We start from the raw sequence: 20,882 nt of genomic DNA, 5'->3' as shown, positions 1-20,882 counted from the left end.
CAGCAATCCTCTTACCCCTATACGTTAGCCACAGTGCATTTATCACAGATTTTTTCGACAAACACAGTAATAAATCCTGTTGGACACCAAGAGCGGTAGCAGAAAAGCAATCTTATCTAACCAAATTACAGCACTCTGCCAATCTTTTCTTCAACCAACGCCACTAGCTTTTGCGTATGAATCAGGTGTCTTAGGTTATTAATATGGGGATATAGGTAAATATCCTCGTTCATGACAGGTACCGTACGGGCAATTTCCTTCAAAACAGTCTGGACAGCCGTCGCCGGCGCTTTGTCATCTTCGATAAATTGGTGTGCCTGATAGACAGACAGCAGCTCAATGGCCAGAATAAACTCCAGCTTCTGGGCAACCTGCCTAGCTTTTTTTGCAGCATTATAGCCCATCGCCACGTAGTCTTCCTGATTGCCGCAGGTAGGTATCCCATCAACAGTTGCCGGATACGATAATATTTTCATGTCATTCAATAAACCCGCCTGTGTATATTGCGGTATCATTAACCCCGAATTGAGCCCAGGGTTTTTAATAAGAAAACTGGAATATCCCGAAAGTTGTCCATCCACCAAGCGATTATTCCGGCGCTCTGACATTTTAGCGAGCGCGGTAGCCGCAATACAGGCAGAGTCCATCTCAATCCCTACATAAGAAGAATCGGCGTTACAGCCGGAGATAGCCTCGCCATCGTCATCCTCTGGCCACAAAATCGGGTTGTCACAGCAAGAGTTCATTTCTATCTCAATGGTTTTCATTGCATCCTGCAGTGTTTTCTTGGCAGCACCGTGGAGTTGGGGTATACAGCGCAGTGACAGCGCATCCTGCAAACGATAATTGCAAAAGTGTGCCGCAATCTCTGAATCGTTTAATATGCTTCTTACATTGGCGGCTGTACTGCATTGCTCTTCATGCGGCCTGACGCTCATCAGACGCTCATCAAAGGCGCGCGTAGTCCCTTTTAGCACCTCTAGTGCCATAGCGCCAATAATGTCAGCACATTTTGCCGCATTTAACATGTCGTAGAGCGCAAGCGCCCCTAGCGCAGTCACACTGGTAGTTCCGGAAACCAGGGTTAATCCTTCCTTGGCTGCCAGTTCTGTCGGCAAAAGTCCCACTTGCCGCAATGCTTCTCTAGCAGGCAGCAACGCACCATTCACATAGGCTTGTCCCTCACCAATCAAAACTAACGCCATATGCGCTTCCGGACTAAGATAGCCTACCGAACCCTCCTTGGGAGCAAACGGTGTAAGACCACGATTAAGAAACTGCCGATACAGTTCTACCGTTTCCAGTCGGGCGCCGCAAAAGCCCTGCCCTACATTTTGCAGTACCATAAATAACGTCGCCCGTACCTCTTCAATTGATAAGGGCTCCCCTACAGAAGTAGCGTGTGATAACACGATATTACGTTGCAGCTGCGCCGTTTCCTCTGGTGAAATTACCTGCGTGCATAGCGAACCAAAGCCAGTAGTAATGCCATACATCACCCGGCTCTCACCAACCCATTTCTCCACAAGTCTCCGGGATTTGTTCACCCGCTCGCAGTATTCCTCAGAGAACTGCACTTGAGCTCCCTGCCGAGCCACTGCCACCAAGTCCTCCATTGTCACTTGTCCACCCAATACAACAGGTGGTACATTATCGATATTCCCTTTTTCTTCCATAACAACTGCCTCCTAGTGAAAGGGAAAAGGCAGCTTGCCTTTCCCGTCCATAATGCTAGTTCTATTGCTCAATTTTATCAATACTTTAATGGTGGAAAACACTTACAGAACATTGCGACAAACAAAAGGCTTTAATGGGCTTTTAATCATCAATAAGGCCCATCTACAGCCTTTTGTTTAACTATTCCCTGCTTTTTTAAATTGTTCTATGAATTCCACAGCCATCGGCGGCAACTGGGCAATAATGTACTTTCTTTCCCTCAATGACTTCGTCAAAAAAAGCAATCCAATAAGGCCTAAACACACTATCGATGTTAAGCATCTTAATTTCAGGAATTCCGCCAGCATGCCTGTGCACTACCTTTAACGCTATCCCCCGTCCTTTATTGATTATATATTCATCGTCTTTCTCCACATACTGAACCTGGCTTTCAGCTACGTTATCCATCATCACCATTCCCGGCATACTATCAACCCACGCTACTGAACCGTTGGTTCCGTCAGCCAGCATAGTTATCTTCTGCTTTTTTTCCTGTGATTTGCGGAATATAAATTTATCCAGAAAGCTTGGACGATGCGTAATTTCATAAGTAATGAGTTTGCACTCTACAAAATGCAATCTGACTTCAGAAATAGTCTTACCGCCGCAAAGCAATCTTCGCAACCATTTTCCGCGAGACTCCGCTAGTTTAGTCGCTTCTTCTTTGTCAATTTTAATAGAAAAAGCTTTAATATCCATAGCCTTTACTCTCCCAATTACGCTGATTTATCATTTCCGCTCTAGAGATTCTTGTCCTGTGACTTGTTAAATTTAAGAACAATAAGTAAATAATTGATAAATATGATTGTCACTGTAATCATAATTCCATATGGTATGGCCTGGCCGACAATCCAATCATTTTGGGCTGTAATGGCATAATAAATAACACCAACAGCGATGAAATAAAGTACAACTAAAAAGCCGTCAAGTCCTAACCAGGATATCTCCAGACTTTTTTTCGCAGTAGACATTATACCGCCTCCTCTGATTTTTCTTGAACAGTTTTACCAAACTGATTGCCAATAATCCATAATACAAATGATACTGGCAAGGCTGCAACCAGTGGCTCCAGTTCAAAGGCTTTCAGTGGGAAAAACTTGAAATATGAAAATACCAGCGCGCCTGTGATAAGTCCCAGATAACCACCTAAGGCCGTTTTCTGCCCCGGCCATACCAGTGCGCCTACAATTGGGACAAACCCCGCAGCCATCCAAAGACTGCTAACAAAAATGAAAGCGTCTTGGGCCGTTGGAAATTGGAAAGCTACCGACAATGCCAATGCCGCAACAATAACAATACCCACCCTGCTAGCGGTGACTAATTGCTTCTGGGTAAGACTGTCTTTCTTTAATCTGGCATAAAGATCATTGGCAAGTGTCGCCCCACCTGAAAGAAAATATCCATCTAGAGCCGAAACTGTTCCACCCACTAACCCGATAATAAACAACGCTCTTACACCTTCCGGCAGGCTTCCCAAAACAAGCTTAATATAACCTTCGGCAGGTGCCATATCAGGATATTTAACCTTAACAATCAACCCTGCCAGTGTTAATACAATATCAAAACAAATCCAGATGACAAAACAGGACAATAACGCCCGCCGGCCTGCTTTAGGAGAGTCGGCTGCCGAAAATCTCTGGTAAAAGGTTGGATCTGCGTATACCCCAAAAGACAATACGACCAACATAAACGCTTTCATTGGCGTAAGTCCACCCAGAGGTTCTAGCATTTTGGGAGTACTGGCAAGAGCTTGCTGCAGCCCCGCCCAACCACCAACATCTGTCCATTGTCCCGGCATAACCATGGTTAAACCAAAACACATGGCCCAGAAAAACACCATATCTGTTACCGCAACCCCCATAAGTCCACCTAACACCGCCAAGATTACAACCAGGCCAACACAAAGAGCACCAGCTGTCACATTACTAATCCCCCAAGCGGCTTCGCCAATAAACCCCATGGCCGTCACATTTCCCACCTGTGTGCAATATATAAACATCAGAAGGGCACCAAGAACAGCCACACCTTTCCCATAAGTACTTTCTAAAAGATCAGGCACTGTAATATCAGTTCTAATATGAATTTTCGGTCCAACCCATAAGGCTAGCGGCATCCGTCCAGCATGAGCCGTCACACACCAGATTACCCAAACGGAAAGTCCATATATAGCGCCATATTCCACAGTGCCGATAGTGCCTACCCCACCATACCAGGTAGCAACTAGAGCGCCTACAATTAAAGACCAAGGAAGATTACGGCTGCCCAGATAAAAACTTTCCATATCTTTAACCGCTCTCGAGAAATACACCCCAATGCCTACAATAAAAATAGTAAATACTCCAATAACTACATTGTCAAATGTCGACAACAACAACATAAGCACCTGCCTTTTGAAATTAATATATTTTCTTTATGTCCCTTGCTATGTCTAGCTTCCCCCCACCTCCTTCGAAGGAATATTCTATTATACTTTTATATATAGCAAGATTTGTGCCAAATCCAAGACCGTCTTTATTTAGCAGACATTTTATTTAAATATACTGAATTAAAACACTTTTTCCGCTATTTCTATAGCTTGCTCGAAGAATATTTGCCATTTTACTAAAGTCTACTATCATTTTTGGTAAGCTTATCATGAACTTTTCATTAATATAGCAAACAATTTGCTATCGCTTCAAATTTCGCAATTATGTACCGCCAAATTTTTCTGCACTATTCTTTTTAGTTTTCTCAAAATGCTTGGTATCGCAAACAAAATAGACGCCAAATAATTCGGCGTCTATTTAAGAAAAATTTTGCACTAAGAGCCATATAGCTGTAATTTCTTCATCCTGTACTGTAGGCTTTGCCTACTCATTCCCAGTTGCTGAGCGCTATGAGTAATGTTTCCGTTGTTTGCTGCCAACGTCTGAAAGATTAATTCGTATTCAAACCGTTCCATATGTTCATCAAAAGTCCCTGTGCCTTCTGTTGCATATACTTTCGCAGCCAGTTCCGGCTGTGTTATACACCCTAGCCTTTCCAGCGATCGTAAATAGTCAGGAAGGCACTCAAGCGTTACTATACTTGCATCATCAGCAGCGCGGTTAAAGGCGTATTCAATAACATGATGAAGCTCTCTTACGTTTCCCGGCCAATCATATTGCTGAAACACAGCAAGCACCTCTTCCGCAATCGTTAGCTGTTCCCTACTATACTGTTTACACAATTCGCACAAAAAATTTTGCGCCAGCAAAAGGCTATCCTGGTTACGATCCTTTAACGCAGGAAGATCAATTTTAATGGTCGATATCCGGTAATAGAAATCCATACGAATTTTTTGCTGCTGCATAAGCGCGTTAAGATCTTCATTTGCTGCCGAAATAATTCGCACATCACATTGTATGTATTTGCTGCCGCCAATACGTTGAAAACGTTTTTCCTGCAATACCCGCAAAAGCTTAACCTGGATCTCCGGACTAATGGAATTAACCTCGTCAAGAAAAATAGTCCCGCCATTGGCAGTTTCAAAAAGACCCGGCTTGCTGACACTGCCTGTAAAAGCCCCCTTTTCCGTGCCAAAAAATATGCTTTCAAACAGATTCCCGGGCACAGCACTACAATTAATATCAATAAAGGGCCTATATCTTCTGGAGCTAAATGAATGTATGCCTTGCGCCACAAGCTCTTTTCCCGTTCCAGTCGCTCCCACAATTAAGATTGCTGAATCAGTAAGCGAGACTTTTTTGGCAAAATGAATCACATCTTTCATATTGTCCGCTTGGTGCACAATATCATCAAAGGTGTACATCGCGGCTTGGCCGTCAGGCACTGTACTTCCAATATAGGCTTCCAGATTGAACGTGCGTTTTTCCAGCCGTTTTAATACCGACAGGTCGCTTTCAAATACAATCGCTCCATACAGATTGTTGTCAACCAACAATGGATAGCCAAAATTAATGGTTGTCAATGCTGTGCCCTTCTTGGTCTTAAAGCGGTCACACCGGTTGGCAACCGGCTTTCTTGTCCTTAGAATTGTCAAAACTGTACTATATTCTTCATTGACATCGTAAATATCAAGCAGATGCTTTCCCTGATAGGCCCGGCTGTCATATCCCTCCAAGAGCTCACTGGCGGGATTAGCAAATAAAAAATACCCGTTACGATCATATATCTGAACCCCTTCGGACATATGATCAAAAATTTGCTTATAAAAATCAAGAAGTATTCCATCACTGCTCAAATATAACACTTTTCCCGTCGCTTCAGCGACACACTGATATCGGTAAAATTTATTATTAAGTTCTACCGTTCCGTGCGCCATTAGAGCACCGCCCAATACATGGTCAATTTCCTGATCTATCAATCCGGCATAACTATTATCTTCATACAACGCAGCTTGTTCGCCAACCCGCTGCACCGTCTTGATGCGAAGTTCAACGTCAAGTTTAATGATCAGATCAAGCATTTCCATTCAACCTCCATCTTGTTCACTTAATACCGGAATAAATTCAAGGAATTACTCTGTCTGTTCCTATTTTAGTTAACTGGTTCATAATGAATCTCCCACGTCAGCATGCCTTTACGGCTAGCATCCCTAAAAATGTTCCTTTCGTGCATACTGTACCCAATTACCAAAATTTTCACAGCTCTTCTATCTGGCGAAAACTTTTTATTTTTTGTCCCAGGATATACTTTTTCGACCTCACCATTCTCCCATACAATCATAATTACTGATTTATCAGCATGCTCGCCGGTCGCTTGGAAGTTGACAATAGCTACGTCCTGGGCAGCTTGGCCGGCAATGGCTTGCTGCAATTCTATTTTCCCTTCAAAAGGTACCTCTGTTCCCCGAACAATCCGCAACGATGGCAGCGGTGTAATCGTAACTTTATTAGAAAAGTCCTCGGTATCTACTACGTTTTTTTCAGGAATAGCGGTGCGCTTTTCCGTTCCTGTAAATAACATATAGCCAACTATTATGATTACCAACATAGCAAGAGCACCTATTGCAAAACTCTTCCACGACTGTACCATATCCCCCACTCGCCTCCAAATAAGCCTTTTGATTACTGACATTTTGAGTATAGCATCAAAATATCAAAGAAGGAATGTCCCCTTTTAGAGGAACATTCCTTCTTTTTATCCATAACTCCTTCATTGCGCCCTAGTAAATCAGCACACTACTCCTTATGTCCATTGCCTTTATCTTTATTATGCTCAAGAACTTTTTTGTTATCTTTCTTATCATCTTTATCTTGCTGCTGTTTATCCTTGTTACTATTTTGTTCATGCTTATGCTCATAATATTCATCATTGCTGCGATCCGGCTTCCGGCCTTGTTCATAATATTCATCATGATTTCTATTTGGCTCCCGGCCTTCATAACGTTCATCATGATTTCTATTGTTGCCACGATCATGCTCATAATAGTTACCAGGATAGCTGTCGTATTCGTCTATGTAATTTATAGCTACCTTATAGAAATGCGCCTCATCGACAAATAAATTATATCTGTGTTTTAGTTCCTGAACTTTAAGTCCGTGCAGTTTAGCGATTTCACCCCAGCCCATATGCTTCTTACGGAGAACAACAATATCATCAATAGGTAAACCAGCGTAGTCAGCAGCAGCATACATCATTGATATATCACCAAAACCAAAATCAAAATTAGCTGTTAGTCGAACTACTTCAGACGTTAGAATTGGACGATCGTAATAGGACGACAGTGCGTGGGCCAATCTCATGCTATCAGAATAAGTTTCGGACTTGTAAAAACTGGCATCACCAACACGGATGGCTGTTGTCGACGTCGTAACACTGGCAGCAGCAGCACCTGTCGGAATGATAAATGTCAGGGCCGTGGAAACTGCCAACATAGTAGTATAGCGTTTTAATAACATAAATAATCCCCCTTTTAACAATTTTATCATTTTGACTAATCAGTCATCTATAGGTCTAAAGTCCTATATTAATTAATCGGTTCATAACGATGGCAGCAGCAAAAAGAAAGAATGTCCTTTATAAAAGAACATTCCTGCTTTGCGGCTATCATCTCAGGCTTACGCTGGGACTACTTGTGCTTAACTCCGTTTTTGCTAGCCGGCTCTTGCTCGCGGGGTAATTTAGTCTCAGTAATTAACTCTTCTGCAGTTTCAAACTGCATATCTGCGGCGCGCAGCCCCCGGTTGGTCCAACTGTTTTTAGCGGTTTCCCCTGTTACAACTTTCTTACTGACAAAGTAAATTAGTGAATATAGCGCTACAAACCCCAGCCCGGCGAACAATCCTGCCCCCTGCCCGGGAATTAACGGCATGCTGGCAATGACAGCTCCAATACTTATCAAGGCCACCCAGGAGGTAACAGGAAACCCCGGAAGCTGGCATTTTCCCTGAGGCGGACACCCCTGTCGCTGCCTCAATTTATAATGTGTTGCCAGAATAACCATATAAGAAAAAAGCAAGGCAAACCCACCAGAACTAACTAAGAAAAGATATACCTGCGCTGGCAGGAAAAGTCCCAGGCCAAGCCCGCCAAGCATTGCCGCACCCGAAAAAATAATACCGCGATAGGGAATATCACCTTTATCTCTCACCCAGGACGGTGCATGACCTTCATCTGCCAATGATCGCAGCATTCGTCCTAAGCCAAACATAGCAGCCAGCATGGTTGATAGAATGGCCGTCACCAGTACAATGCTAATTGCATTGCCAGCCCATTGCAAGTTCCAGGCTGTTAGTGCAGTCACTAAGGGACTTTGGTCTGTTGTTAGTGCCGTAGTCGGCACAAGCAGCAATAATGTTGTGATGGCAGTCACATATAGACCAACTAAGGCCAAAACGGTGTAGGTAATTGCTTGTGGTACTGTTTTATCAGGCTTAGCTGTTTCCGAAGCAGCCAGACCAATAACCTCAAAGCCTGCATAGGAAAACATGACAATCAGCATACTCCCCGCAACGCCCCCGAGTCCTGCCGGAAAGACTGGTTCTGTTGCCAATGCTCCTCCTGCCTGTGCTTGCGCTGCTCCTGGCATTAATCCGCTAACAATGGCTATGCTCACAACCACAAACCCGATAATCGCAATCAGTTTTACAGCCGCAAGGCCCCCTTCCAGCTTACTTAACTGATCTGCACCAAACAGATTGAGAATAGTAACAGCGATAATAACAGCTGCGCCAAGCAAAGGAACAGAAACTCCCTGTAACCATGTCTGAAATAGTGCCGACACGGCTATTGCCTCACTCGACATTGCCAGCACCATTCCTGTCCAGTATACCCACCCTACAACAAAACCGGCAGCAGGGCCATAGGCCTTTTCAGCAAATGTGCGAAAAGAGCCTGGCGCCGGATCAGCTACTGTCATTTCCGATAAAGCATACAGAATGGCATATACGAGGGCGCCACCCATTACAAAGGACAGTATGACTGCCGGTCCCGCAGCTCGAATAGCAACAGCCGACCCTAAAAAAAAGGAACCTCCAATTACCGTTCCCAGCGCTATCATGGTTAACTGCCAAACGGATAAACCTTCACCATGTTTTTTCAACCTAACCCCTCCTTGGTTAACCTATGTATCCTCATTTACAAGTATCTACCAAGGAAGGGTATAAAATGTACCCTATAAGGTATTTTTTATATAAGAGAAAACAAATAATAGATCCAAGTTCTCCTTCCGTGCAGCCTATATCATAGGTTGTTTTATTACCAACTACTATAACTTATTTCCATTAACTTGTGTTTGACACTAAAACTATATTGTATACATTATTTTACCCATTGTGTAAAGCCCAACATTCTTCTATAATGTAATTCAGTGAGTATCAAGTCAACAAAGCCTCAAGGGTTTTACGCGAAGGTACTTGATCCACTACTACTTGCAAATGGAGGTCTATACCGATGTTTAAACGTGTTCTCATTGCCAACCGCGGCGAAATCGCGGTACGTATCATCCGGGCCTGCCATGAGCTGGGAATTGAAGCAATTGCTGTGTATTCTGACGTAGATGCTGACGCGCTGCATGTTCAATTAGCAGATCGTGCTTATTTGATTGGCCCGGCTGATGCCACCGAAAGTTATCTGAACACAGAGGCTATAATCACTGCGGCAAAAGTATCGCAGGCCGATGCTATCCACCCCGGCTATGGCTTTTTATCAGAAAACGCCGACTTCGCTGAAAAAGTAACTAATGCCGGTCTTGTATTCGTTGGCCCCCGTGCTGAAACCATTCAGAAAGTAGGTAATAAGGATGCGGCCCGCGAAGCCATGAAACAAGCTGGCTTACCCATGGCGCTTGGCAGCGATCCCATACAGGATGCAACCGATGCCTGCCGTGTTGCCAAAGAAATTGGCTATCCGGTTATTCTGAAACCAGTATCCGGCGGTGGTGGCAAAAGCATGTTTATTGCCAATAATGCATCTGAACTACTAAATGCCGTAAATAAAGTAGATCTTACAACTACCGTTTTTTATTTAGAAAAATATATTGCCGATGCCCGCCATATTGAAGTGCAGATTGTTGCTGATAATTATGGCCATATCATCCATCTGGGAGAACGCGAATGTTCGTTGCAGCGGCGCAATCAAAAAATTTTGGAAGAAGCACCGTCAAGTGCTCTTTCTCCGGAAATGCGCCAAAAAGTCGGTGCCTTAGCCATCCGTGCTGCCAAGAGTGTCCACTATACTAATGTGGGAACAGTAGAATTTCTCATGGACAAAAATACTGGCGATTTTTATTTCATGGAAATCAATCCGCGCATTCAGGTAGAACATGCCATCACCGAAATGATTACAGGTATTGATCTAGTAAGAAAGCAATTGCGCATTGCCTCTGGCGAACCTCTCAATGTTAAACAAGAAGATGTAACTTTCACCGGGCATGCGATTGAATGCCGCATTAATGCCGAAGATCCAACCCAAAACTTTTTACCCTCACCAGGACAAATTTCTTTCTACTATCAGCCAGGTGGTCCCAAGGTGCGTATCGATAGCGGTGTGTGTGCTGGTTCGATCGTACAGCCTTACTATGATTCCTTGATTGCCAAAGTAATTGTGCGCGGCCGAACCCGCGGTGAAGCCATCAAGGTTATGCAATGCGCTTTGAGCGAATTCCGCATTGATGGTATCAAAACTATCATTGATTTCCATCTGGATGTACTAAAAGATCCCTATTTCTGCAGCGGGGATATTGATACCCAATTCATTTACAAACGTATGATTTCGTAACTATGAAAGAAAATACGGCTTGCACCAAGCCTTTGGCCAAAAGCGCAAGCCGATACTGGCCTTATCTAATCTTAAAAAAGAAATCTTGTGGTAAGAATGACCTAGGTCAAAAAAATCCGCCGATATTCCAATGACCGGAATGTAGGCGGATTATTTTGACCTATCGTCTAATTTTCCGGTCAATCCAGACTGGAAGACAAGGGTGATACTGCCTTTGGAAAACCACTGTCAGTCCTCAAGTATTTGAGTTATACCTTTTCGGTAAAACTACCCAGTTTAATCGCTGGGAACTTGCCAGTAATAGCTTTGAGAAACTTCTTTACGCCACCGGACTGGCCGCCTGGGGGCATAGCCGCCAAAAAAGCGTCAGGATCAAAGTTAAGGTTCCTAAGCTGAATCATATCTACTCCTGCTTCGCTTAAGAATTCAAGCCAGGCAGCCTGTTCCTCGGTCCGGTCATTGAGCCCGGGAAATAGCAACATATTTAATGAAACATACACCCCATGCCGTTTGGCATAAGCAATGGAATGTTTAACATCCTCCAGACTGTACTTAGCTTGGTAATAAGCTTGGTAGGTGGCTGGCACAGCACTGATAATGCTTACCCTCATACTATTCAACCCGGCATCCACAATGGTTTTGATGCCCTGCGTAAACCCGGCGTTAGTGTTAATATTGATTTGTCCGCGGACTGTGGACTCACGTATTTTTTTAATGCTGGCAGCAATGGTCTCAGCAGCCAGCGAGGGTTCACCCTCACAGCCTTGCCCAAAGCTGATGATGGGCTCCGGTGCCTGAGTTAGGTGATATACTCCAATAGCAGCAACTTCTGCTGCCGTAGGTGCAAAGGTTATCCGGCTTTGCGGGGCCGGGCAACACTCAGCTGGCTGGAGCGAAATGCAACCCAGACAATTGGCGTTGCAAGCCGGGCTAACCGGAATACCTGCTTCCCAACGCCGGTAAAACAGATTCTGTGCCGTACAGCAATGCCAGGTAAGTGAGCAGTTTGCCAAATGCTCAACAAGTCGATTGTCAGGCAAATCACGTTTTACCCGCGCAACCCGTTTCTTTAAATCCGGCGTGTTGTAACGGTAGGGATGCCATTTGGCATTATCTGCTGTTTTGATTGCTGCTACATAAATTTCATCGTTGTACAAAGCAGCCGCGGTATAACCATAAAGCGGCAGCAGCGGCGCATTCCCCTGGCGTTCGTAGGCTGGCAGGAGCGTGCGAGTATAGCCTACCGGCAACATGACGGCCACGGCTAAGCGTCCCTTCAGCATTTGAGGCGTATCGCCTTTCATCTGTAATGCGTTACGCCCTGGCAGAAACATTAGTTCCGCGCCTTCCGGCAGGGGAATCATATCTTGTGGCCGTAAGGCGAGATAGTCTTGTCCCTGGCGGCCGACAGCATGGCAGCCGGGAGCATCAAAGATCTCGCCATTTTTATCTGCATAAAGCGTTGTAATCATACTTTTTACCCTTTGTTAAATTTATTCATAGCCTTATTGAAGCCCTCTTTTATAATGCATTCCACTGCATCAGCCGCCTGGCTGATGGCCTGGCTCATAGCAGAGGCTTCCTCCGGCGAAAACCGGCCAAGCACATAGTTGGGTGTTTCCCAGCCCTCAGGTGGTCGTCCAATGCCAATCCGAATCCGGGCAAAATCATCTTTACCTGATTCAAAAAGCAAGGATTCAATACCGCGATGACCGCCTGAGCTGCCTTTGAGTCTAAGCCGCAGCCGCCCTGTCGGCAAATCCAGATCATCATAGATAATAATAATATCCTCATAGGGAACCTTATAAAAAGCCGCCAGCGGCACAATCGCCCGGCCACTTAGATTCATAAAGGTTTGAGGCTTTACCAATAATACAGTTTCCTCACCCCGGTATTCAGCCACCGCGGCATTATAGCGCTCACGCCAAGCTGTAACTGCCCACCGCTCGGCCAGTTTGTCTACCGCCATAAAACCAGTATTGTGACGGGTGGCACTGTATTCCTGTCCGGGATTACCCAGACCAACTACAATTTTCATCTATTCCTCCGACACTTTGAAAATTTCATCAACAGTAACAAATTTGTAGCCCTGCGCTGCCAACTTGTCAATGATTATGCGAGTAGCAGTCACCGTCTGCTCTCTCGGCAAAGCGGCAGCAATACCATCGCCATCATGGAGCAGAATGACTGAACCATTTTTCACCTTACCCAATACCCGCTCGGCAATAACCTCGGCTCCGGGGTTTACCCAGTCGCGGCTAGACACTGACCATTCGACCACCTTTAGCTGATACTCAGCCATAGCATCCATAACAACGGCATCACGGAAACCATGCGGCGGTCGCATCACATGGGGTGCATAGCCTACAGCATCAGCAATCACTTTATTGGTCTGTGCTATCTCTGTTATGATAGCTTGGCGGTCCAGTTTTAGCAAATCGACGTGATTATAGGTATGATTACCCAATTGATGGCCTTCAGCGGCAATCCGCCGGATTATGTCAGGGTATTTGGCGGCATTTTGGCCAATGACAAAGAACGTAGCCGGTACCTGCCGCTCTTTTAGAACATCCAGAATTTGGCCAGTATAAGGCGGATAAGGTCCATCATCAAAGGTAAGCGCCACCAACTTCAGACTTGTTCTGCTTTCAGAAAACACCGGACCGTAAAAATGATTAGCCGGCAGTACGGCATTTAGGGTTAAAATAAAACCAATAATAATACCCAGAATAGCTACACTAAGTCCAAGCCTTACTGGTCGTCTGAGTATCCGCAGATAGTCCAAAAACAAGCTAATAATCACTACTATCGTAAGCAATCCCAGCATGCTAATAAGGCGGATATTGGTTTCAAACATGGTGCAGCAACCCCGTTTCAGGAAATTTCCTTAAACATAATAAGCCAGGGTCCCTGAGAATCATAGGTAGTCCCCCCCGGATAGTAACCTGATTTTTCATAAACCCGGATAGCTGGTTGATTATCTGGCCGTACCTCGAGCCTCACTCTTTGCACCTTATTATCCTTAAAGTACTTATCAGCTTCAGCCATCAAGGCACTAGCAATGCCCCTACCCCTGGCAGCAGGTGCAACGGCAATGGATAAAATACGGGCGTTGGCTGTCTTACCAGGAGTAGTGGCAGAACGGAGAAAGGCCAGTTTATTAAGTACAATTACTTTGACAGGACTGAGGCCAAAACCATACTGACCTGTAAGCCAGCGCCAAGCCCACTTGATTAAATGCCCGCCGGTTAGAGCCTGCCACCAAAGTTGGCTTAAGCCCACCGGGGCAAAACAATAACCAAGCACTTGTCCTGCTTTCTCTTTAGCAAGCAATGCCGCTGCCGGCTCTGCCTGATAAACCAGCGTAAACACATCCTGCATAGCCTGCGGATTAGGCAGGCGGCCACCACAATGATGCAATACACTATCCATAAAGCTTTCGGTAAACAGACGGGCAATCTCCGGCACATCTGTCAGCCGGGCGCGCATAATTAAATAATTATCCATATAATAGTTTATTTGCAAATAGGGCGCGATATTCGCGCCCTATTTGCGTACCTCCCATTATAGCCGTTCATTGCCACCCTATGCTCGCAATGAACGTAGTGGAGTAAATTAATTGTCAAACAGTTTGCTAACCGACAGTTCGCCAAAAATCCGAATAATCGCTTCGCCAAGAAGCGGAGCTACTGACAACACCTTAATCTTAGGAGAATTCTTCCCTTCGGCCATCGGAATTGTATTTGTAACAATAAGTTCGGTAATATTAGACTTCTCAATGCGCTCTACCGCCGGATTGCTTAATACAGCATGGGTACAACAGGCATATACGGCTTTAGCGCCCATTCTGGTCAAGGCATTTGCCCCTTCTGTGAGCGAGCCGGCCGTATCAACAATATCATCAACGATTACAGCGGTTTTTCCCTCAACATTACCGATCAGGTTCATAACTTCGGCTACACCAGGGGCTGGACGACGTTTTTCAATAATAGCAATAGGCGCATGCATCCGGTCGGCAAACAGCCGCGCTCTCGATACGCCGCCAAGATCAGGCGATACTACAACAAGATCTTCCAACTGTAATGACATAATATATTCAGCCAGGGTAGGAACACCTGGCAAATTATCCACAGGAATATCAAAGAAACCCTGAATCTGTCCGGCGTGCAAATCCATAGTAACAACCCGGGTAGCACCGGCTACTGTCAGGAGGTTGGCCATTAGCTTAGCCGAAATGGGTTCACGACCGCGCGTTTTTCTGTCCTGGCGGGCGTAAGCATAGTAAGGAATGACTGCCGTGATATTTTTGGCCGAAGCCCGTTTTACAGCATCAATCATAATTAGCAGTTCCATCATATTATCATTGACCGGATAGCTTGTCGGCTGAACAATAAACACATCTGTCCCGCGCACGCTTTCGTCGATCATCACCTGAATTTCACCATTGTTAAACTTACCAACAAAAGCATCGCCTACTGTCAATCCAAGATAGGCGGCAATCTCTTTGGCCAGTACCGGATTGGCGTTGCCACTAAATATTCGTAATCTCTTTGTATCTTCCATTTCTCTTACCTCCGCTGTTTTTCCACCCAGCCCTCAATATTATTTTGACGGGCGCGTGCTACTCCCAGAGAACCAGGGGGAACGTTTTTGGTAATGGTCGAACCGGCAGCTACATAAGAGCCGCTACCAACCGTCACTGGCGCTACCAAATTAGTATTGCAGCCAATAAATGCATCATCTTCAATTGTCGTACGATGCTTATGTTTACCGTCATAGTTCACGGTAATAGTACCTGACCCGATGTTAACGCCAGCACCCATATCGGTATCACCGATATAGCTAAGATGTGGCAGCTTACTTTTTTCGCCAACAATACTGTTTTTTACTTCAACAAAATTGCCCACCTTTACCCCATCTTTAAGCCAGGTGTCAGGCCGCAGGTGTACATATGGACCAAGAATCACATGATTACCCACAGTACAGTCATGGGTATAGCTAAAATGAATAGTAGTCTCATCCCCTACCGTGGTATTGGTTACCCGGGTATTGGGACCGATTAAGCAATTAGCACCAATTTTACTTTGGCCCTCAATCCAGGTAAACGGATAAATAATGGTATCAGCGCCGATCTCAACCTGAGTATCAATAAAAGTGCTGCCCGGATCCATAATAGTAACACCATTTTCCATCAGGTTGTCAAGTTTGCGCCGCCTAATAATGCTTTCGGCCTCTGCCAGCTGCAAGCGGGAATTTATCCCCAGCGTCTCGCGGTGGTCGGCAGCTTGTACAGCCCCTACTTTTTGGCCTTGTTTGTTTAAAATCGCAATAACATCTGTCAGGTAATACTCCTCTTGCGCATTATTGCAGGTTAAACCATCGAGTGCCGCAAGCAATTGGCTGGCCGCAAAACAATAAATGCCGGTATTAATCTCACATACCGAAAGTTCTGCCGGACTGGCATCTTTTTGTTCAACAATTTTTTCCACTTGTCCAGCCGAATTACGAATAACCCGTCCATACCCGGCCGGGTCAGGCATGCCTGCCGTAAGTACAGTAGCAGCGGCTTGTGCTTGACCATGCTCAGCGTACAGCTTGGCCAACAGTTCTCCAGTCAAAAGCGGCGTATCGCCACATAAGACCATAACTGTGCCATCAAAATCTGTTAGTTCGCGCCTAGCCTGCATGACTGCATGCCCTGTCCCAAGCTGCTCAGTCTGAACAACAAATTCAGCCTGACCAGCTAACGCATCAGCTACATTTTGCGCACCAAAGCCTATGACGACAACTTTCTTGTCTGCCCCAGCGAACACAGCTGCATCTAGTACCTGTTGAACCATAGGTTTCCCGCCTACCTGGTGGAGAACCTTAGGTAAGGCTGATTTCATCCGGGTGCCTTTACCGGCTGCCAGGATGATAGCCATCAAATTTGACATCGATATACCTCCATTCCTGACTGCAAGCGGCAGTTCAGGCTCGGTCTATTGAGGAACTATTCTCCTTTCGACACAAAAACGCAAAATCCTCCAGGTGATAAAATTAAAGCCGAAAACGCAGCAAATCTATATCCCGTCGCTAGTCTGATGTTAACACCGGTCTGATGTCTGTTACCTTAGTATGTTCATCAACATCATGTAAAATAAGCAACGACAAGTAGTCTTCCACTAATTTATGCTCAGGTTCAGCGGTCGCTACCAGCACCCCTATTCCAACAACCTTAGCCCCAACCTCATTTGTTAAATCAACCATGCCTCGCGCCGTAGCACCAGCTTTCATAAAATCATCAATAATCAACACCCTGGCTCCACTTGGCACCGCCCGCTTAGGGAGCGACATGGTTTGAATACGTTTAGAAGAACCGGAAACATAATTTATACTGACAGCTGATCCCTCGGTCACCTTGCTGCCATGTCTTACAGTAATAAGTGGCAAATCAAACGCCCGCGCGGTCATAAAGGCCAGGGGAATACCCTTGGTCTCCACGGTTAAAATGTAATTAGGCTCCAAATGTGCCAGTCGCTGCATAAAAATTTCTCCCACTTTTACCATCAGATGGGGAGTAAATAACAAATCTGACATATATAAAAAACCACCAGGGATAATACGGTCAGGTTCAACTAGTCTAAAAGCCAGTTCATGCAAGATTTTATCCGTATCTGTGTCCGATACTTTAGGAATAAACCGGACACCTCCCGCTGCTCCGGCTACTGTCTCAATTATCCCTAACCCGAAATAACCCATGGTTTCTTTTATGGTTGTAATATCTTCACATATGGTTGACTTAGCAGCCCCAAACAGTTCACTAAACTGATTAAGCGAAAATAGATGCCGCGGCCGATCTGTCATAATCTTAGTCAATGCAGCTACTCGCTCCATTTTCCGTACTTTATCCATGCTTACTTCCTCCACAATCATGGAAATACCGAATATTATCTCCCAAATATATTTTTTTATTCACATTCTCTATAGAATCTACAATTCCTGCCACTCATAAAAATTTTGCAATATAAGACTTGGCTTATACCAAGTCCTTTAGGACGCCAGCCAGAAGCGGATAAATAAAAAACGCGGAAGATATCCGCGTTTAATCAGCAGGTTTGGGCAAAACAAATTCTTACTAACTCCAAATCACTTGGTTTATCGACATCAATGCCAAGTTCCGCATACGGGGAACGAATCACCGCACCTTTAATTCTCAGAATATCACTTACCCGGGCTTCTACCTGGGTAAGCTTCAGTGAGCCTACAATAAATTTCACAACAAAAATCCAGCCTAACAGGAAGCACAGCCTAACAGGATTTTTCCGGTTAGCAATAATACGCTCGGCGACTTGTACACATTGCGGAACAATCCGGGGGTTGGCAAGAAAGATATTGCCCCCGGTAAATGTTCCTTCCTTCAAGCGCACATAGGTCCGTTTATTACCTGGAAAACGGCGTTCATGATCACACTGAGCAATAACAGGATAATATACATCAGCATCCACGCTGGCACATTGCCTAAGAAAATCATCAATAGCTGCCGCTGTCAGTAGCGGAATATCCGCTGTTACCACCAAAGTCAGATTTTCATGTCCTAATGCCTTCATTCCCAAGCTGATGGTTTCCATAATTGTCTGACCGCCTTTTAGGATGACGGCCTTTTCAGGGAACGAGCATTTGCCCAGTTCTTCGGCTGGACCAGCAACAAAAATGCGGGAAACATGGCTACTGGTCGCAAGCGCCTCGGCCACATACTCCACCATTGGTTTGCCGGCAATATCAATCAGGGCCTCATAGGGCTGTGCTGTATAGCGATTTAAATGCTCATTATTTTCTCCACCAGCCAGGATTATGGCATCATACATTAAGTTACACTCCTTTTGAGATGTTAGGCCTGACGGCGTTCGTTCAAATCCTGCAGCAATGTCTGTTCTGAGTTCTCCATATGCTCGCGGGCAATTTGCTGGGCCAGTTCAGTATTGCGGCAGGCAATAGCCTCAACCAAGTGGCAATGTTCTTCTATAGATACTTTCATCCGCCCCGGATACTGGATGGAGATTGCCCGGAAGCGGGTAAACTGTTCTCTGAGATTGCTGATAATACCAACTAAGCGTTCGTTACGGCTGGCCCTGTATAAAACATCATGGAATTGGCTGTCAACCTCGACTATTCTATCAATATCGTCTCCCTCGATTAATTCACCAATTTCCACCAGCAGTCGTTCCAGTTGTTCCAATTCATCTTCAGTAATACGCTCGACCGCAAGGCCGGCAGCCAACACATCAAGTGCGGTACGTATTTCAAAGACCTCATTAATGTCTTTAATTGACAGATCAGCCACATAGGTTCCCCGACGGGGAATCATAACAACAAAGCCTTCCAACTCCAACTTGCGGATGGCTTCCCGCACCGGCGTGCGACTTACACCTAATTCTTCCGCCAGCTGAATTTCCATCAACCGCTCGCCGGGTTTTAATGTTCCACTAACAATAGCTTCTCTTAATGTTTCTGCTACCACTTCTCTGAGTGGTTTATAGCTGTCTAATCTAATCGGTATTAATCGTCTCTCCACAATTCACTCCACCTTTGAAACTGTTTCTGCTATAAATATTTCAGGCACGCCCTCAGCCCTTAGCTGGCAGGCAATAGCCTCTGCCTGCTCCTGGCAATCAGCAAGACCAAATACGGTTGGCCCACTACCAGACATCAGCGCCGCCATAGCTCCATATCTAAGCATAGACTCTTTAATCTTAGCAATTACCGGGTATGCGGGAATCGTTACACTCTCCAGTACATTAACCAAATTTCGGGCCACTCCCGTCAAGCTGCCCGCTGCAAGACAACTACGCATAGCTGCAATATCCGGGCGTCGTGAAACTTTGTCTGCCTTGAATTGCTGGTACACCCAGGAAGTAGGTACTTCAATCGCCGGCTTGGCAAGTACAACATAACAGGATTTAAGCGGCGGCAGCGGTTCCAGCAGTTCTCCCCGCCCTGTTGCCAGCATGGTAGAATTATATAGGCAAAATGGCACATCCGAACCAAGCTGGGCAGCAAGCTTACTAAGCTCATCCAAGCTCAGATTGAGTTCCCATAAGCTGTTTAATCCCTTAAGCACAGAGGCGGCATCCGCGCTGCCACCGGCTAAGCCTGCAGCGAGCGGAATCTGCTTGTCCAATCGGATATGAACCCCCTGCTGCGGGGAAGCGTATGGCTTGAGCAAAGCAGCCGCCCGATAAGCCAAATTGCTGGCATCTGCCGGTAAACCGGAAATATTGATACTCAGCGCAATATCGTTAGGCTGACTTGTTAACGTAACTGTATCTGCAAGTCGGACCGCTTGCATAACCATAGCTACTTCATGGTAGCCGTCAGGGCGTTTATAGAGGACATCAAGCGCCAAATTAATCTTTGCATAGGCGTTAAGTATTAGCATATCCTATCCTTGCAAAGTAAGCTGTTTCAAATTAATGGTTTCTTGCGAACTCAAAATTTGATCAATCTCGAGCAAGATAAGTAACCGGTCCTCTAGTTTTCCTATCCCCTGGATATATTTCGCATCAAGAACAAATGACGGGGGCGGCGGCTCAACACTGGCGGCAGCTATCCGGACTACCTCAGCAACGGCATCAACAATAACGCCAACCGTCTCACCACTAACTTCGACAATAATAATCCGGCTCTCTTCCGTGTATTCAGAAACGGCAATTCCAAAACGTTTTCTTAGGTCTATTACCGGAATAATCCGGCTGCGTAAGTTTATGATGCCTTCCATAAACAGAGGCGTTTGTGGCAATTTGGTAATCGGCACCAGACGATTTATTTCCTTCACCTTGGTAATGGGTAACCCATACTCTTCCTGGGCCAGTTTAAAAATTACTAGTTGAAGCTCCTGGTCAACAATTGTATCGTTCTTTTCCATCCATGACACCCCCACAGGCAGTCTATATCATATATATTCTACCTGTTCGGGTAGTTGCCTG

General features: G+C 45.3%; 20 protein-coding genes. 1 reads left to right on the top strand and 19 read right to left on the bottom strand.

Annotated elements, in window-relative coordinates; genetic code table 11:
- Positions 1-125: 125 nt before the first annotated feature.
- The 8 genes from hutH to SALPA_RS13865 all read right to left on the bottom strand — a co-directional run bounded on the left by hutH (position 126) and on the right by SALPA_RS13865 (position 9,241).
- Positions 126-1,676 (bottom strand): histidine ammonia-lyase, encoded by a 1,551-nt coding sequence (hutH, locus tag SALPA_RS13900; protein ID WP_145095055.1) that lies wholly within the window; start codon positions 1,674-1,676, stop codon positions 126-128.
- A 196-nt stretch (positions 1,677-1,872) separates the two neighbouring features.
- Positions 1,873-2,415: a hypothetical protein gene (locus SALPA_RS13895; protein ID WP_145095052.1), complete on the bottom strand. Its 543-nt coding sequence runs from the start codon at positions 2,413-2,415 to the stop codon at positions 1,873-1,875.
- A 41-nt stretch (positions 2,416-2,456) separates the two neighbouring features.
- The gene (locus SALPA_RS13890; RefSeq protein ID WP_145095049.1) at positions 2,457-2,687 is read right to left on the bottom strand and encodes a hypothetical protein; all 231 of its coding nucleotides are present in this window, start codon (positions 2,685-2,687) and stop codon (positions 2,457-2,459) included.
- The gene (locus SALPA_RS13885) at positions 2,687-4,093 is read right to left on the bottom strand and encodes a sodium:solute symporter family protein (protein ID WP_145095046.1); all 1,407 of its coding nucleotides are present in this window, start codon (positions 4,091-4,093) and stop codon (positions 2,687-2,689) included. Before SALPA_RS13885 ends, SALPA_RS13890 begins: the two co-directional genes overlap by 1 nt.
- A 423-nt stretch (positions 4,094-4,516) precedes the next feature.
- Entirely contained in the window at positions 4,517-6,169 is a 1,653-nt protein-coding gene (locus tag SALPA_RS13880; protein WP_145095044.1) for a sigma-54-dependent Fis family transcriptional regulator, read from the bottom strand.
- 65 nt (positions 6,170-6,234) lie between these two features.
- Positions 6,235-6,732: a hypothetical protein gene (locus SALPA_RS13875; protein ID WP_145095041.1), complete on the bottom strand. Its 498-nt coding sequence runs from the start codon at positions 6,730-6,732 to the stop codon at positions 6,235-6,237.
- A gap of 146 nt (positions 6,733-6,878) precedes the next feature.
- The gene (locus SALPA_RS13870; RefSeq protein WP_145095038.1) at positions 6,879-7,598 is read right to left on the bottom strand and encodes a hypothetical protein; all 720 of its coding nucleotides are present in this window, start codon (positions 7,596-7,598) and stop codon (positions 6,879-6,881) included.
- Positions 7,599-7,768: 170 nt separating this feature from the next.
- Positions 7,769-9,241, bottom strand: coding sequence for an amino acid permease (locus SALPA_RS13865; RefSeq protein WP_145095035.1), 1,473 nt, complete (start codon positions 9,239-9,241; stop codon positions 7,769-7,771).
- 350 nt (positions 9,242-9,591) lie between these two features.
- Here SALPA_RS13865 and accC point away from each other — a divergent pair, with 350 nt between their 5' ends.
- Positions 9,592-10,917: an acetyl-CoA carboxylase biotin carboxylase subunit gene (gene accC, locus SALPA_RS13860; protein WP_145095032.1), complete on the top strand. Its 1,326-nt coding sequence runs from the start codon at positions 9,592-9,594 to the stop codon at positions 10,915-10,917.
- A gap of 248 nt (positions 10,918-11,165) precedes the next feature.
- Here the strand turns inward: accC and SALPA_RS13855 are convergent, their stop codons facing one another.
- From SALPA_RS13855 to SALPA_RS13805, 11 genes are all read right to left on the bottom strand, one after another.
- Positions 11,166-12,389, bottom strand: coding sequence for a radical SAM protein (locus tag SALPA_RS13855; RefSeq protein WP_145095029.1), 1,224 nt, complete (start codon positions 12,387-12,389; stop codon positions 11,166-11,168).
- A gap of 5 nt (positions 12,390-12,394) precedes the next feature.
- The gene (gene pth, locus SALPA_RS13850; RefSeq protein ID WP_145095026.1) at positions 12,395-12,955 is read right to left on the bottom strand and encodes an aminoacyl-tRNA hydrolase; all 561 of its coding nucleotides are present in this window, start codon (positions 12,953-12,955) and stop codon (positions 12,395-12,397) included.
- Positions 12,956-13,774: a polysaccharide deacetylase family protein gene (locus SALPA_RS13845; protein ID WP_145095023.1), complete on the bottom strand. Its 819-nt coding sequence runs from the start codon at positions 13,772-13,774 to the stop codon at positions 12,956-12,958.
- Positions 13,775-13,791: 17 nt separating this feature from the next.
- On the bottom strand, positions 13,792-14,424 hold the full coding sequence (locus SALPA_RS13840) for an N-acetyltransferase (RefSeq protein WP_145095020.1): 633 nt from the start codon (positions 14,422-14,424) through the stop codon (positions 13,792-13,794).
- A gap of 108 nt (positions 14,425-14,532) precedes the next feature.
- Complete coding sequence (locus SALPA_RS13835; RefSeq protein ID WP_145095017.1) at positions 14,533-15,480, bottom strand: ribose-phosphate pyrophosphokinase; 948 nt, start codon at positions 15,478-15,480, stop codon at positions 14,533-14,535.
- Between the two features lie 5 nt (positions 15,481-15,485).
- The gene (gene glmU / locus SALPA_RS13830; RefSeq protein ID WP_145095014.1) at positions 15,486-16,853 is read right to left on the bottom strand and encodes a bifunctional UDP-N-acetylglucosamine diphosphorylase/glucosamine-1-phosphate N-acetyltransferase GlmU; all 1,368 of its coding nucleotides are present in this window, start codon (positions 16,851-16,853) and stop codon (positions 15,486-15,488) included.
- A gap of 139 nt (positions 16,854-16,992) precedes the next feature.
- Entirely contained in the window at positions 16,993-17,811 is an 819-nt protein-coding gene (gene purR, locus SALPA_RS13825) for a pur operon repressor (RefSeq protein ID WP_145095011.1), read from the bottom strand.
- Between the two features lie 194 nt (positions 17,812-18,005).
- Complete coding sequence (locus SALPA_RS13820) at positions 18,006-18,764, bottom strand: nucleotidyltransferase family protein (RefSeq protein ID WP_145095008.1); 759 nt, start codon at positions 18,762-18,764, stop codon at positions 18,006-18,008.
- 23 nt (positions 18,765-18,787) lie between these two features.
- Positions 18,788-19,471 carry a GntR family transcriptional regulator gene (locus SALPA_RS13815; protein WP_021168520.1) on the bottom strand — a complete coding sequence of 228 codons (684 nt, stop codon included), beginning with the start codon at positions 19,469-19,471 and terminating at the stop codon, positions 18,788-18,790.
- A 3-nt stretch (positions 19,472-19,474) separates the two neighbouring features.
- Entirely contained in the window at positions 19,475-20,335 is an 861-nt protein-coding gene (ispE, locus tag SALPA_RS13810) for a 4-(cytidine 5'-diphospho)-2-C-methyl-D-erythritol kinase (protein WP_145095005.1), read from the bottom strand.
- A 3-nt stretch (positions 20,336-20,338) separates the two neighbouring features.
- Positions 20,339-20,821, bottom strand: coding sequence for a chemotaxis protein CheW (locus tag SALPA_RS13805; protein ID WP_145095002.1), 483 nt, complete (start codon positions 20,819-20,821; stop codon positions 20,339-20,341).
- Positions 20,822-20,882 lie beyond the last annotated feature (61 nt).

The organism is Sporomusa sp. KB1 (assembly GCF_007830295.1).
Classification (GTDB): Bacteria; Bacillota; Negativicutes; order Sporomusales; family Sporomusaceae; genus Sporomusa.
This window is presented reverse-complemented; position numbering and strand designations above follow the sequence as displayed.